The sequence below is a fragment of the Gordonia hydrophobica NBRC 16057 genome, from assembly GCF_001592365.1.
In the GTDB taxonomy this organism is placed as follows: domain Bacteria; phylum Actinomycetota; class Actinomycetes; order Mycobacteriales; family Mycobacteriaceae; genus Gordonia; species Gordonia hydrophobica.
Genome location: NZ_BCWU01000022.1, coordinates 1 through 16,464, shown reverse-complemented (window position 1 = coordinate 16,464; position 16,464 = coordinate 1). Strand labels below are relative to the sequence as shown.

Genomic DNA, 16,464 nt, shown 5'->3' with positions numbered 1-16,464 from the left:
CCGGCTCCGGAATTCACCGCAGGGGAATACGTGGAGCCCGCGACGCCGGGCGAAGATGCGGTGGCCGAGGCGTTCGCCGAGGTGCTGGGTGTGGAGCGCGTGGGTGTGACCGACAGCTTCTTCGATCTCGGCGGCAATTCGTTGTCGGCGATGCGGTTGGCGGCCCGTGCCGGCGAGGCACTGGACGCCGAGGTGACGGTCCGCGATGTGTTCGATGCACCGTCGGTCCGCGAACTCGTCACCATCGTCCGCGAAGCCTCCGGGCGCATCGCTCCGATCGTCAAGGTCGAACCGCGACCGCAGCCGGTGCCGGTCTCCCGCGCACAGCGTCGGATGTGGTTCATCAACCAGTTCGACCCGACCTCCGGCTCCTACAACATTCCGACAGCCCTCACGCTGACCGGTGACGTCGACGTCGCGATGCTCGCCGAATCGGTCCGCGACGTCGTGGAGCGGCACGAAGTCCTCCGCACGATCTATCCGACGGTGGACGGCGGACCCGTCCAGGAAGTGCTGCCCGCCGCGGCAGCCCGAGCCATGTTCGACTGGGCCGAGGCACCGACCCTCGACTCGCTCATCGCGTCGACTCAGGAAGGGTTCGACGTCTCACGTCAGCTCCCGATCCGCGGGCGCATCCAGCGCACCGACGACGGCCTGAACGTTGCGATCACGATCCACCACATCGCGATGGACGGGGAGTCGATCCCCGTGCTGTTCCAGGATCTCCTCGGCGCCTACGCCCGCCGGGCTGAGGGACACCCCGGCCTGCCTGCACTGGACGTGCAGTACGCCGACTACGCGATCTGGCAGCAGAACGTCCTCGGCGACACCGCCGATGCCGACAGCGTCCTGGGCAAGCAGTTCGGTTACTGGCGGGCCGCGCTCGCCGGTCTGCCGGAGGTCACCGACCTCCCGATGGACCGGCCGCGTCCGGCCTCGCTGAGCAGTGCGGGCGGCCTCGTCCGTCGAGACCTCGCCGACGCCGTCGCCGACGGTGTCGCGGAACTCGCACGCCGCCACAACATGTCGCCGTTCATGGTGACCGAAGCGGCGTTCGCCGTCGCCGTCGCTCGCCTCGCGTCGACGTCCGACGTCGTTCTCGCGACGCCGGTCGCCGGCCGGTCGGGCGCAGCACTCGAACCGCTCGTCGGCATGTTCGTCAACACCCTGCTGCTGCGCACGCAGGTGGACCCGAGCAGCTCTGTCGGCGACCTCCTCGCCGGCGTCCGCACCGGTGTTCTCGACGCCTTTGCCAACGACCAGGTGGCGTTCGACGACCTCGTCGAGACCTTCGCCCCCAATCGGTCGACGGCCTACCAGCCGCTGGCCCAGATCTCCTTCACGTACACCGACACCCCGTCGAGTTCAGAAGCGATCGCCCTCGCGGGAATCGAAGCGCGGCCGATGACCTCCGACGCGGTCGAAGCGAAGTTCGACCTGACCGTCACCGTGAGCCCCCGCACCGAGACGGCGCCCATGGTGACCGAGTTCATCTACGCCACCGATCTGTTCGACGAGTCCAGTGCTCGGCGGTTCGCCGCCGTTTACCAGCGAGTGCTGGAAGCGATGGTCGCAGACGAGTCCGTAGCCGTCGGCGACATCGACATCGTCGGCGCTGCCGACTCGAAGCCGGTCGCCGCCGCAGCGGTCCGAGCGCCGCTCGAGACCGGCGCCACCGTCGGGCTCGGCGGCGACGTGGAAGAGGGCACGCTCATCGACCTCCTCGCCCAGCGTGATCTGGACCTGGAGCACCCCGCCCTCATCTGCGACGGCGAAGAACTCGACTACGAGGAGTTCGAGGAGCGCACCAATGCGATCGCGCGCGCACTTTTGGCCCGCGGCGTCACCCCGGAAGACGTGATCGCCGTCGGCATGGAGCGGTCCATCGGATCGGTTCTCGCCACCTGGGGCGTCATCAAGTCGGGTGCGGCGTACGTGCCGATCGATCCGGCGTACCCCGAAGACCGCATCGCGTACATGCTGGACGACTCCGCAGTCGCCATCGGCATCACCGACGAGACCACCCGGGAACGGCTCGGCGAGTCGGCCTGCGACTGGGTCTTCCTGCCGGACCTGGAAGCCGAAGCCGATTCGGGCGACGACATCCAGCCCGCCGAACGCAACGGCTCCGTGCGCCTGACCAACCTTGCGTACCTGATCTACACGTCGGGATCGACGGGTCGGCCGAAGGCCGTCGGTGTCTCGCACACCGGCATCGTCGACTTCGTCGAGTCGCTCGCCAAGATCACCGCGGGACCGCCGGAGGACGAGCCGGACACCCGGATCCTGCACGTCGCATCCCCGAGCTTCGACGCGTCGATGTTCGAGATGGCGTGGGCCATCCCCGCCGGACACACCCTGGTGATCGCACCGCACACCGAGTTCGCCGGCGACGCCCTCGCCACCGTGCTCGAGCGTGACGAGGTGACGGACATGATCATCACGCCGTCGGTGCTGGCGACGGTCGATCCCGAGCGGGCCCAGTACGTGCGCAACCTCGCCACCGGTGGCGAGGCCTGCCCGCCGGAGCTGGTGGAACGGTGGTCCGAACGCGGTCGACGGATCTTCAACTGCTACGGCCCCACCGAAGCCACCGTGTGGGCCACCCGCTCACGCATGCAAGCGCGCAAGCCCGTCACCATCGGCAAGCCGAACGACGGCTTCACCGCGCACATCCTCGATGCGCGTCTCCACCGGGTCCCGCAGGGTGTGGTGGGTGAGTTGTACCTGGCGACCGAGGGCCTCGCCCGCGGTTACCTCGGACGGCCCGACTTGACGGCGACGAGCTTCATCGCCGACCCGTACGGTGAGCCGGGCTCACGGATGTACGCGACCGGCGACCTTGTGAAGCTGACCAAGAACGGCAACCTCGAGTTCGCCGGCCGCGCCGACTACCAGGTCAAGATCAACGGCCAACGAGTGGAGCTCGGAGAGATCGAGGCCGTGCTCGACAGCCAACCGGGCGTCGCCCAGTCCGTCGTGATCGGCGTCGACTCCGACCGCGGTGGACGCAAGCACACCGAGATCGTCGCCTACCTGGTCGCCAAGCCCGGCGAGTCGATCGACACCGATGCGGTGCTGACCGACGCGGCCGAGCGCCTCGCGGCTCACATGGTGCCGAGCCAGGCGATCGCGATCGACGAGATCCCGCTGACCCCGGCGGGCAAACTCGACCGCACAGCGCTGCCGGAGCCGCACGCGCCCAAGGAATCGGCGTACGTCGCGCCGGCGAACACCGAAGAAGAGGCGCTCGCGCGCATCGTCGGCGGACTCCTGGGCGACGACCGGATCAGCGTCACCGAGTCGTTCTTCTCGCTCGGCGGCGACTCGATCATGTCGATTCAGCTGTCGTCCGCGGCGAAGGCGGCCGGACTGCACCTGACGCCGAAGGACATCTTCGAACTGAAGACGATTCGAGCGATGGCCGCCGGAGCGAACGGTGGCGACGAAGCCGAACTCCTTCCCGAGCTGCCGGGCGGCGGCAACGGTGACCTGCCGGTGACCCCGGTCGTCTCGTGGATGATCGAGCACTCGTCGGAGCCGGCGGACTTCGCCGACTTCTCGCAGGCGATCGTGTTCAACTTCCCGCGCGCGGCACGGACCGAGGACCTGACTCCGGTCCTGGCCGCCGTCGCCGACGCGCACCCGATGCTCACCGCGGTGCTGGCGCGCGACGGTGCGTCCTGGCGCTTCACCGCGGGCTCCGGAACCGTTCTCGACGTCCTCGATGTGCACAGCACCGACGACCGCGACACCGGCATCCTCGACGTGCATCGACGGTTGTTGGAGGCGATGGATCCCGAGCGAGGGCTGCTCTTCGGAGCAGGCGTCGTCACCGGAAGCGACTGGCGGCGCATGGTCGTCGCCATCCATCACCTCGGCGTCGACGCCGTGTCCTGGTCGGTCCTCGTCGAGGACCTCGTGACGGCGTGGGCTCAGCACACGCAGGGCCGGGCCATCGAGCTCAGGCCGGAGGCCACGTCGCAGCGGCGAATCGCGCACCTGCTCGCCGAGCAGGTGGCAGATCGTCTGCCCGAGACCAACTACTGGCTGACTCAGCTTCCCACAAGACCGACGCCCCTCGGACAGCCCGAGGAGCGGACGCCGGCGTTGTGGCGCAACGAGGGGTCGCACGTGCATCGCGTGTCCGCCGACGTCACCGGAGAGGTCCTGACGCAGGTCCCCGCCGCGTTCGGCGGCAGCGTGGACGACGTCCTCCTCGGTGCCCTCGCACGCGCCGTACGCAAGTGGCAGGTGAGCCGCGGCCTCGACGACGACCAGGCGATCGCCGTCCAACTCGAGAGCCACGGCCGTGACGAGTCGATCAGCATCGGCGGCGACCGCATCGACCTGTCACGGACCGTCGGCTGGTTCACCAGCCTGTCACCATTGGCGGTCGACGCCTCCGGAGACATCGTGCACGCGATCAAGTCGGCCAAGGACGCGCGAGTGCTGCGCCCGGCGGGCGGCGTCGGGTTCGGCCTTCTGCGATCTGGTTCGGAGTCCGAACTGGCACGTCGCCCACTGCCGAACCTCATGTACAACTACTTCGGCAGTGGTACGGCACCGACCGACAACGATGAGCACGACGAGTTCCTGCCGGTGTCGGACGGCCCCCATCTTCCGGGCTCGGTCGTCGGGCGCATGTCGGCGCCGACAGACTTCGGGATCAACGTCAGCACAGTCGGCGGTGAGGCGAAGCAACTCGAAGCGCTGTTCACCTTCGCGCCGGATCTGTTCGACGTCGACTCGGTGCGGGAGATCGCCGGCTACTGGGACGACGAACTCCGCGCCATCGTCGACCTTGTGCGCGGCGGCGGCGACGTCGGCCTCAGCACGGTGGACGTGCCGGGGGTGGAGATCGCACAGAGCGACCTCGACGAGATCGCCGACCGCTATCAGAACCCGGCTGTCTGGCCGCTGACCCCGCTGCAAGAGGGCCTGTACTTCCAGGCCGCATTGGCGGAGGCCTCCGACGATCCACGAGGGTCACTCGACGTCTACATCACGCAGACTGCCCTGACACTGGGTGGAGAGATCGACGGGAAGCGATTGCACGAAGCGTTCGACACGCTTCTCGAAAAGCAACGCGTCCTGCGATCGGGATTCGTTCGAGTATCGACGGGTGCAGCGTTGACGGTGGTCCCGGATGCAGTGCGGATGCCGTGGCGAGAGATCGACCTGCGCGGCAGCACGGTCGACATCGAATCCGAAGTGGCCCGTATCCGAGCTGACGAGGGCCGCACACCGTTCGACATGGCACGGCCGCCGCTCATTCGTGCGGCACTGGTGCGCCATGACCGCGGGGCCGAGCTGGTCATCACCAACCACCATCTGCTCGTCGACGGTTGGTCGAGTCCGCTCGTACTCGCCGACTTGCTGACCCTGTACGCGACCGGCCAGACCTTCACGAGCAGTCTGCCGGGCGCAGGTACGGGCGACTTCGCCGACCATGCGCGCGCAGTGGCCGCCGTCGATCGGACCGCGGGTCTCGACGCGTGGCGCCAGATCCTGGCGCCGATCACCGAGCCGACGCTGGTCGCGCCGGGTCATGAACCTTCGGCGGACGCACCGCCGCGCGACTTCATCTTCGAGATCAGTGAAGAGGTGTCTGATCGTCTCGATGCGCTCGGACGAGAGAACGCCGTCACAATGGCGACCATCGTGCAGTTCGCGTGGGCCGTGTTCTTGTCGCGATTCACTGGTAACCGGGCAGTGTCGTTCGCGGAGACCGTCGCTGGTCGTTCGCCCGACATCGAAGGCATCGAGTCGATGATCGGCATGTTCATCAATACGATTCCGGCGGTCGTCGACGTCGATCCCGACGCCTCTGTCCTCGATGTGCTCGCCTCGATGCAGGCCGACAAGGTCACGGTCCTGGACTACCAGCACCTCGGGCTGCCGAGCCTGATCGCGCAGACCGGGCTGCCGGCCTTGTTCGACACGCTGACCGTCTACGAGTCGTACCCGGTCGACGTCGATTCGGTGGCGGGCATCGACGCCTCGGCGGCGGGTGGCCTGCAACTGCTCGACGCCCAGACCGAAGACGCGACGCATTACCCGCTGAACCTCTCGGCATCCCGCCGCGGGTCCGCCGTCGAATTCAAGCTCAAGTACCTGCCGTCGGCATTCGACGAGGACCAGGTGTCGGTCTTCGCTTCGGTGCTTCGGGAGATCGTCGGGGCCGCTGCCGAATCGCCGGAGACACGATGCGGTAACCTGCCGATTCTCTCCGCAACAGACGCGACAGCCCTGCTGCCGGTCAGCGGTGGTGTCGCAACTGAGCCGATCCTGCTGCCCGACTTGTTCGCGCAGGCCGTCCGCAGCTCACCTGACGTGGTTGCCGTTATCGACGGCACCGGAGCGAGCTGCACGTATGCAGAGCTCGACGAGGCGTCCAACCGCCTGGCCCGGTGGCTCATCGGCAAGGGCGTCGGACCTGAGCGTCCGGTGGCAGTGGCCATCGGACGGTCCGTCGAACTGCTCACCTCCATCTGGGCGGTCGCGAAGACCGGCGGCGCGTATGTGCCGGTGGACCCGGAGTACCCGGCCGATCGTGTGACGGCGATGGTCGAAGACTCCGCTGCGGTGTTGGGCTTGTCCGTGAACGCTTCCGGAGATCTGCCGTCGCGCGGGTTCGAATGGGCGACGCTCGACGAGGTCGCGACCGCATCGGAGGTCGCGGCGATGTCCGCAGACGCCATCGATCCGAGTGAACGACTGGGAACGATCTCCGTGTCGACGATGGCGTACATCATCTACACCTCCGGTTCCACGGGACGCCCGAAGGGTGTCGCAGTGACACACTCCGGGCTTGCGAACTTTGCGGCCCAGGAGTCCACGAGACTCAACGCGGGCCAGGGCCCCGTGGTGTTGGGCTTCGCCTCGCCGAGCTTCGACGCCTCAGTGCTCGAATACCTTCTCGCAACGGTCAACGGCGGCACGCTGGCGTATCGCCCGGCTGATGCGGTCGGCGGCCCAGAACTCGAGCGCTTCATCGCGGAGACCGGTGCCACCCACACCTTCCTCACCCCGTCGGTGCTGTCGACACTCGATCCGGCTCGCGTGCCGAGTCTGAAGTCGATCGCCGCCGGCGGTGAAGCGGTGCCACAGCCGGTCGTCGACCGGTGGGCCGAAGCCGTGGAGTTCCACAATCTGTACGGGCCAACCGAAACCACCATCGGCATCACCATCAGTGACGCCATGTCGGTCGGCGACCCGGTCCGCCTCGGCGGACCGATCGGCGGCGTGGACCTGATGGTCCTCGACGACCGCCTCCGACCGGTGCCGATCGGCCTGCCGGGCGAGCTGTACGTCTTGGGTGGCGCGCTGTCGCGTGGTTACCTCGACCGCCCCGGGCTGACCGCCGAGCGGTTCACCGCGAATCCGCACGGCGCCCCCGGAGCCCGGATGTACCGCACCGGCGACGTGGTGCGCTGGACGCACGCGCCCAACGGATCGCTGACGCTCGAGTACACCGGCCGCTCCGACGATCAGGTCAAACTGCGCGGACTTCGCATCGAACTCGGCGAGATCGAGGCCGTCCTCGCGGACTACGAGCACGTCGCATCCGCCGTCGTGATCGGCGTCGGGGGATCGGTCGCCAGCGCTCTGGCCTGCTACGTGGTCCCGGCCGGCGCAGGCTTCAACGTGGACGATCTCCGGGCCTTCGCGTCGCGGCGCCTGCCCGCATACATGGTTCCGTCGGCATTCACGATCCTCGACGAATTGCCGTTGACTCCGGTCGGCAAGCTCGACAAGCGGGCCCTGCCGGAACCCGAGCTCGAGACGGTCGACTACATCGCCCCGGCTGACGGTGCGGAACAGACAGTCGCCGAAGTGATCGCTGCCGTTCTCGACATGGACGCTCATGAGGTCTCGGCGACGGCCGGGTTCTTTGCGCTGGGCGGCGACTCGTTGTCTGCGGCACGGTTGGCTGCCCGGCTGACGGATCAGATGGGTGTCGCCTACTCGGTGCGCGACGTCTTCGAATCCGACACGGTTCGTGCGCTCGCTGCCAAGGCCGGAACCGGCTCGGACACCCCGGTACTGCCGCCGGTGACCGCCGTCGATCCGCGACCGGAGCGGATCCCGCTCTCGTTCGCTCAGCAGCGCATGTGGTTTATCAACCAGCTGGAACCCGGTGCCGCCACGTACAACATCCCGATCGGCGTGAAGCTGGACGGTGAACTCGACGTGACGGCGCTGCAGCAGGCCGTCCGTGACGTGGTGGACCGGCACGAGATCCTGCGGACCACCTTCCCCGCCGTGGACGGCCAGCCGTACCAGCTGATCCACGCGATCGGTTCGTCGACCGCCGAGCCGGACTGGGAGATCGTGTCGGACGAGGCCGCACTGTACGACGCGGCCGCAACGGGGTTCGACGTCGCCGCCGGCCCGCCCTTCCGAGTTCGTCTGCTGCGGGTGTCCGACACACAGTCGGTGCTGCTCGCCGTGATGCATCACCTAGTCGGCGACGGTGAATCGATGCGTCCGTTGATCGGCGACATCGTGACTGCTTACCTGGCGCGCGCGGCAGGCTCGGCACCGACGTTCATGCCGCTCGACGTTCAGTTCGCCGACTACGCCCTATGGCAGCGTCGCGAACTCGGTGAACCGGACGACGCGACCTCAGTGGTCGGACGACAGCTCGACTACTGGGCCGATCAGCTCGCGGGGGCGCCGGGCGTCCTCGATCTGCCGATGGACCGGCCGAGGCCGAGTGTCGCCACCCACGACGGTGCCACTGTCCGTATTCCCCTCAGCCGCGCCGTCGGCGAGCGGATCGACCAGGTGGCACGAGACCACGGTGTCACCCGATTCATGGTGGTCCACGCGGCGCTCGCCGCCCTCTTGTCCCGGTTGTCGGCGACCGATGACATCACGGTGGCGACGCCGATCGCCGGGCGCGGACAGCAGGCGATCGAACCGCTCGTCGGCATGTTCGTCAACACCCTGGTGTTGCGGACCCCGGTGGCGCCCCGCACCACTTTCACCGATCTTCTCGGTGAAGTGCGCAATGCGGATCTCGAAGCTTTCGCCCACGCTGATGTGCCGTTCGAAGCGATCGTCGAACGTGTGCAGCCGGTGCGGTCGCAGGCATTCTCGCCGCTCGCCCAGGTGATGCTCACCGTGGTGGATCGGACGCCGGACAGCGGTGCCGAAGTCGGTGCATTGACGGTGACTCCGCTCGAACCGCTGGTGGCGCCGGCTCAGTACGACCTGTCCATCACAGTCGCCGCTGACAGCACCGGCGACTGGGACTTGAGTCTGATCTTCGCGACCGACCTTTTCGACGAGGCGACGGCGCGGCGTATCCTCGAGCGGCTCGCCGCGTTCCTCGATCACGAGTCGCAGTGGCCGGAGGCTCCCGTCAGTGCGGCACCACTCATGACCGCGGACGAGACGGCAGCGATCTTGACGTGGTCGCGCGGTGCTCAATCGAGGCCGCGGGCGAAGCATCTCCTGGCTGTGGCGGCAGGAGAAGAACAGTGATGAACCAACCGAATCTGAGTGAGGAGCGGTCGAACGTGTCGGACCTGACCAATTCGAGAGCGACGGAATCCAGAACCGCTCTCGTGTTCGGCGACCGGCGCGTATCGCACGCCGAATTCCAGGCTCGCGTCGCCGAACTCGGCAGCAGTCTTGCTGCCGCGGGGGTGGGCCCGGAGGTCGCGGTCGGGGTGCAGATCGAGCGATCCGTCGAATTGCTGGTCGCGATCCACGCGATCGTGGCGGCCGGCGGGCACTACGTGCCACTTGATGCAGCACTGCCGGACGAGCGTTCGCGATACATGGCCGATACGGCGGGTATAGAGCTCGTTCTGGTCGCGGGCGAGACCGCCGCGGCCGAGGAACGGTATCGCGGACTCGCCACGGTGCACGGCGTCGACAGCTCGGGGCCGGTTCAAACGCCGCTCGGAGCGTCGTTGCCCGATCCGCAGATCGCGATCCCTCCGGCCACCGCGGCTTACACCTTGTTCACGTCCGGTTCCACGGGCCTGCCGAAGGGCGTCACCGTCTCTCACGAGGCTGTCGTGAATCGACTCGAGTGGATGCGCGACTGGTATGCGTTGGGCGCCGAGGACGTGTTCGTCCAGAAGACGCCGATCACGTTCGACGTGTCCGTCTGGGAGCTGTTCCTGCCGATCGCACTCGGCGCGACGCTGGTCATCGCAGAGCCCGGTCGGCACGGCGATCCCGAGTACATGGCTGACCTCATTGCGAGCGAGTCGGTCACGATCGTGCACTTCGTCCCGTCGATGCTGTCGGCGTTCACGGATGTCCTCGGCGACCGACTCCGGGAGCTCACCGGACTTCGTGTCCTTTTCACTTCGGGGGAGGCGCTCACCCCGGCGGTGGCCTCACCGGTGCTCGAAGCACTCCCGAGTCTTGAACTGCAGAACCTGTACGGCCCGACGGAGGCCGCCGTCGACGTCACTGCGCAGCAGGTGACGGCCGACGAGCTGTCCGTGCCGATCGGCGTCCCGGTTCCCGCGACGCAGACGTACGTGCTTGATCCGTCACTGTCGCTCGTCCCGATGGGCGTCCCCGGCGAGCTCTACCTCGGCGGTGTCCAGCTCGCTCGCGGATACGCCTCGCGGAGCGACCTCACCTCTGAGCGTTTCATCGCGGACCCGTTCGGGGAGCCCGGCGCGCGGCTGTATCGCACGGGCGACCTGGTGCGCTGGAATGCGGCCGGTGCCATCGAGTACCTGGGCCGTACCGACTTCCAGGTCAAGCTTCGTGGTCAGCGCCTCGAGCTGGGCGAAGTCGAATCGGCGATCGCAGCGGCTCCTGGCGTGGTGCATGCGGCGGCGACGGTGGTCGACGCTCCAGGCGGTGGCCAACAACTCGTCGGGTACCTGGCACCGGACGATGTCGATCTCGACGCAGTCGTCGCAAGTGTGGCGGCGCGACTTCCCGAATACATGCGACCCACCACCTGGGTCGCACTGGCGGACATGCCGCTCGGCAGTGCTGGCAAGGTCGACCGACGGGCTCTGCCGGCCCCGGATTTCCAGGCGGCCGAGTACGTCGCCCCCGCGACGTCGGAGGAAGCCGTCGTCGCGAAGGTGTTCGCAGACCTGCTCGGCTCCGACCGCGCGAGTGTCACCGAATCGTTCTTCGATCTTGGGGGCACGAGTCTCTCCGCGACCAGGATCGCGGCACGTGTCTCGGATGAGCTCGGTGTCGCGGTGAACGTCCGCGACGTCTTCGACGCCCCCAGCGTCCGCGAACTCGTCGCGGTGGTCGCCGGCCGTGCCCCCGCAGTGACTCCGGTGCACCGGATCGACCCGCGCCCCACGCCGATCCCGCTGTCGTTCGCGCAGCAGCGCATGTGGTTCATCAACAAGCTCGACCCGCACACCGGCATGTACAACATCCCGGTGGCCCTGCGCATCAGCGGCGACCTCGACGTCACGGCCCTGCGTGCGGCTGTCGGCGACGTGGTGGCGCGGCACGAGACCCTGCGGACCACATTCCCCGATGTCGACGGCAATGCGTTCCAGATGATTCACGGCGTCGACCAGATCGCCGATCACCTCGATTGGCGGTACGTCGGGTCGCAGCGCGACATCGAAGAAGCAGTGACGACCGGATTCGTCCTGTCCCAGGATTGGCCGATCCGCGTTCGGATCTGGGAGGCCTCTCCGGGCGAATACGTCCTCGCCGTGGTGATGCACCACATCGCCTCGGACGGCGAATCGTTCGCGCCGCTCGTCGGGGACCTCATCGGCGCCTACATCGCACGCGCAGCCGGCGAGACGCCGGTCTTCGAACCCCTGGAAGTGCAGTACGCGGACTACGCGCTCTGGCAGCATGAGGTCCTCGGCTCGCCGAACGATCCGGAGTCACCGGTCGGACGACAGCTCTCGTACTGGACCGAGCAGCTCGCGGGCCTGCCCGACGTGATCGACCTGCCGTCGGATCGTCCGCGCCCCCAGGTCGCCACCGGTAGGGGCGGCCTCGCGGAGTTCGAGATCCCGGCCGACGTCGCCGACGGCATCAACCGGCTCGCCGCGCGGCGCGGTGTCACCAGCTACATGGTGGTCCATGCGGCACTGGCCGTCGTGCTGTCGCGTCTCTCTGGCAGCGACGACCTCGCGATCGGATCTCCCTTCGCCGGTCGTGGGCAGCGCGCGCTGGACCCCCTCGTCGGCATGTTCGTGAACACCGTCGTGCTCCGATCGCGGGTCGACGGGGGAGCGACGTTCGACGAACTCCTCTCCGACATCCGGGACACCGACCTCGCCGCATTCGCCCATGCCGACGTGCCCTACGAGTCGGTGGTGGAGGCCGTCGATCCGGTGCGCAGCGAGGCATTCGCGCCACTGACTCAGGTGTGGCTCTCCGTTGAGCACAACACACAGGTCGCCGGCCCGGTCACTGCGCCCGGCGGACTCACCGTTTCTCCGTTCGACGACGGCACGGCCATCGCGAAGGTCGACCTGATGTTCGGTGTCAGCACCGCGGACGCGGGTCTGCCGTGGACCGGGTCGGTCACGTTCGCGACCGACCTGTTCGATCGGTCGACGGCTGAAGCGACCGCCGAACGTCTGGTCCGAGCGCTGACCGCTATCGTCTCCACTCCCGACGTCCTGGTCGGTGACATCGACATCGTCGCGGAGAACGAACGCCGACAGATCCGAGCGTGGTCCGGAATCGACACCTACCGGGACTACAGCGCGAAGGTCGGAACCCTCGCCGACCTCCTCGATCATTTCCCGCCCGGCTACATGCGGCGCGACGCGGTGATCGACGGCGAACGCCGACTCGACTACGCCGAACTCGTGGCTCGCACCAACGTGCTCGCGCGGCGCCTGGTCGCACTCGGCGTGGGGCCAGACGTCGCCGTAGCCATCAGCACGCCGCGTTCGCTCGAGATGATGATCGCGTGTCACGCGGTGGTCACCGCGGGTGGTCACTTTGTCCCGATCGCCATCGACGCTCCCGCTGATCGCGCCCGCTACATCGTCGAGACGAGCGGCGCTCGAGTCGTCCTCGTTGCGGCGCAGGCGAGCCACGTCGCGGACTGGGCCGACGCTGCCACGACCCGCGTAGTGACCGTCGACGCGTCGGCACCGGTCGTGGGGGACACCTCCACCCTCACCCAGGCGGAACGCAACGGCGTACTGTACGTCGACAACGCGATGTACACCATCTTCACGTCCGGTTCCACCGGTGTGCCGAAGGGCGTCACGGTCACCCATCGCGCCGCGATGGCCATGCTGCACGCGGATCATCGGGATCACGATTTCACCGCTGACGAGGTGATCCTCGCAGTCCTCGACTTCACCTTCGATCCGTCGGTGCTCGACCTGTTCCGCCCGGCGATCAGCGCAGGCACCCTGATCCTCGTCGGGCAGGGCGAACAGCGCGACCCGTGGGCTATCCGCGCCTACGTGGAGAAGCATCGCGTGACGTCGATGATGGTGGTCCCGTCGATGCTCGCCGTAATGCTGACCGAACTCAGCGACGCCGAACTCGCCACTATGCGCACCATCCGCACTGTCCAAGTGGGCGGTGAGGCGCTGAACCCCTCCGTCGCCGACGACATGCATCGCGTCTGGCCACAGGCGTCTCTGCACAACCAGTACGGCCCGACGGAGACGGTGATCTACTCGACCATCGCCGAGGTCGGATCCGGTCTGCATTCGGTGCCGATCGGTCGACCGACGCCGCACGCCACCGCACAGATCCTCGACTCGCGGCTCCGGCCGGTACCGATCGGCGTCCCCGGCGAGCTGTACCTCGGCGGCATGCAGATGGCCCGCGGGTACACGTCGCAGACTCGGCTCACCGCGGAACGCTTCATCGCCGATCCCAACGGACCGGCCGGATCGCGGATGTACCGGACCGGCGACGTCGTCGCCTGGGCTGCGGACGGTCAGATCGAGTACTTCGGTCGCGTCGACTTCCAGGTGAAGCTCCGCGGTCAGCGACTCGAGCTCGGCGAAGTCGAGTCGGTCATCATGGCGGCACCGGGCGTCCGCGAGGTGGCGACGATCGTCGCCGACAGTCCGGTCGGCGGTCAGTTCCTGGTTGCCTACGTCGTCACGCTCGACGGCGTGAAGGAGCACGAACTCCGAGAGTTCACATCGGAGCGGCTTCTGCCGTTCATGCGCCCGGCCGTGTGGATGCTGCTGGACGAGATGCCGGTCAACGCAGCAGGCAAGGTGGATCGTAAGCGGCTGCCTGAACCGGTGCTCTCCGGCGCGGAGTACGTCGCACCCGCCAACGAGCAGGAGCAGTTGGTCGCCGCGGTCTTCAGCGACATCCTCGGCGTGGATCAGGTGAGCGTCGTCGAATCGTTCTTCGACCTCGGCGGAACCTCTCTGATCGCCGCGCGTCTCGCGTCGCGCACATCGGCCGCACTCGGTGCCGACATCGGCATCCGCGACATCTTCGAGGCGTCGTCGGTGCGGCAGCTCGTCGCAGCTGCCGCCGGTCGCAGCCCGGCGCTGCCGCCGGTGACCGCCATGGTTCCGCGTCCGGCGTCGATCCCGCTGTCGTTCGCGCAGCAGCGCATGTGGTTCATCAACCGATTCGAGCCCGAGAACGGCACCTACAACCTGCCGAACGTGATGCGGCTCCGCGGGCCGCTCGACGTCGACGCACTCCGCAAGGCGTTCGCCGACCTCGTCGCTCGGCACGAAGTACTGCGCACGGTGTTCCCGGCGGTGGACGGTGTTCCGCAGCAGACCATCGAAGGCGCGGAGAAGGTGCCGGAGCGGCTGGACTGGGCGCTCGCCACGTCCATGAGCGATGTCGAGAGTGCCGTCACGACCGGCTTCGATCTGTCCACCGAGTGGCCCCTGCGCATCCGCCTGCTGCCCGTCGGACCCGACGAGCACGTACTGGCGATGGTGGTTCACCACATCGCCGCCGACGGCGAGTCCCTGCGTCCCATGATCAGCGACCTCGTGGCCGCTTACATGGCACGTCGCAGCGGAATGGAGCCGGAGTTCGCTCCACTCGACATCCAGTTCGCCGACTTCGCGCTGTGGCAGCGCGACGTCCTCGGCTCGCCCGAGGACCCGACCTCGGTGGTCGGTCGGCAGCTCGACTACTGGCGGACCGCGCTCGACGGCATTCCGGACCTGCTAGAACTCCCGTACGACCGTCCGCGCCCCCGGGTCGCGTCGGGCCAGGGCCGCGGCTTCGGCTTCACCATTCCGGCCCCGATCGCGGAACGGATCGGCGACCTCGCCGCCCAGACCGGCGCAACGCCGTTCATGGTGCTCAACGCGGCCTTGGCGACCTACCTCGGTCGCCTGTCCGCCACCGACGACGTCGCCGTGTCGACCCCGGTCGCCGGGCGCGGGCGTCAGGAACTCGAACCGCTGATCGGCATGTTCGTCAACACCCTCGTGATGCGGACCCGAGTCGATCTCGGCGAGTCCTTCGCCGACCTCGTCGTCCGGACCCGAAGTGGCGCGCTGGCTGCGTTCGAGAACGCGGATGTGCCGTTCGAGACCGTCGTCGACGCCGTCGATCCGGTGCGCAGTGAGGCCTTCGCCCCGCTGGCACAGGTGATGCTCACCCTGGATCCGGGTGCAGCCGCCAGGGACGTCGAGATCCCGGTCGGCGAACTCGTGTTCTCCGGCGTGGAGCAGGACGCGGTGCCCGCTCAGGTGGACCTGACGTTCATGATCAACTCCGCGCCGACCGGCGACTGGAGCAGCGCGGTGGTCTACGCGACCGATCTGTTCGACGAGGCGACGGTGCATGCGATGGCGAACACATTCGTCTCGCTGCTCGACGGACTGACGGCCGATCCTTCCATCGCTGTCGGCGATGTGCCGCTGCTCGGCGTTCGCGAGCGTGCGCTGATCGGTGCGCTGGAGATCGGTGAGGATCGGTACCTGCCGTCGGAGGATCTGGCTTCAGCCCTCGCGGCGAGTGTCGCGGCCAATCCGGATCGGGAGGCTCTGGTCTTCCGGGATCGGAGTGTGTCGTACGCGGAGCTCGGTGCGCGGGTGAATGTCCTCGCCCGGGAGTTGATTGCGGCCGGTGTCGGCCCGGATGTGGCTGTGGCGATCTGTATTCCGCGGTCGGTAGAGCTGCTGGTGGCCATCCATGCGGTGGTGGCCGCCGGTGGTCAGTATGTGCCTGTTGATGTGGCGACGCCTGCTGAGCGGGTGGAGTACATGCTGACCACGGCGGGTGCGTCGGTGGCGTTGGTGCATGCGGGGCTGGATGTTCCGGCTCCGATCGCGGGTTTGGACGAGTCGGTGCGGGTGATCGCGGTGGACGCCTCGGGTGAGGTGGATCTGTCGACGGCGCCGGTTACCGATGCTGAGCGGTTGGGCTCGTTGTCTCCGTCGCATGCGGCGTACACGTTGTTCACGTCGGGGTCGACGGGTCGCCCGAAGGGTGTCACGTTGCCGCACGATGCGGTGGTGAACCGCCTGCGGTGGGGGCTGGATGAGTTGCCGATCGACGGTGACGATCTGGTCG

1 protein-coding gene and 1 pseudogene are annotated in these 16,464 nt (G+C 67.8%); both read left to right on the top strand.

The window, feature by feature from the left end; translation table 11 throughout:
- Positions 1-30: 30 nt before the first annotated feature.
- A pseudogene (locus GH2_RS20980) lies at positions 31-9,495 on the top strand (amino acid adenylation domain-containing protein); the annotation flags it as partial.
- 83 nt (positions 9,496-9,578) lie between these two features.
- Positions 9,579-16,464 (top strand): non-ribosomal peptide synthetase (locus GH2_RS20975; RefSeq protein ID WP_169802492.1); only part of this gene is annotated, 6,886 nt, incomplete at its 3' end.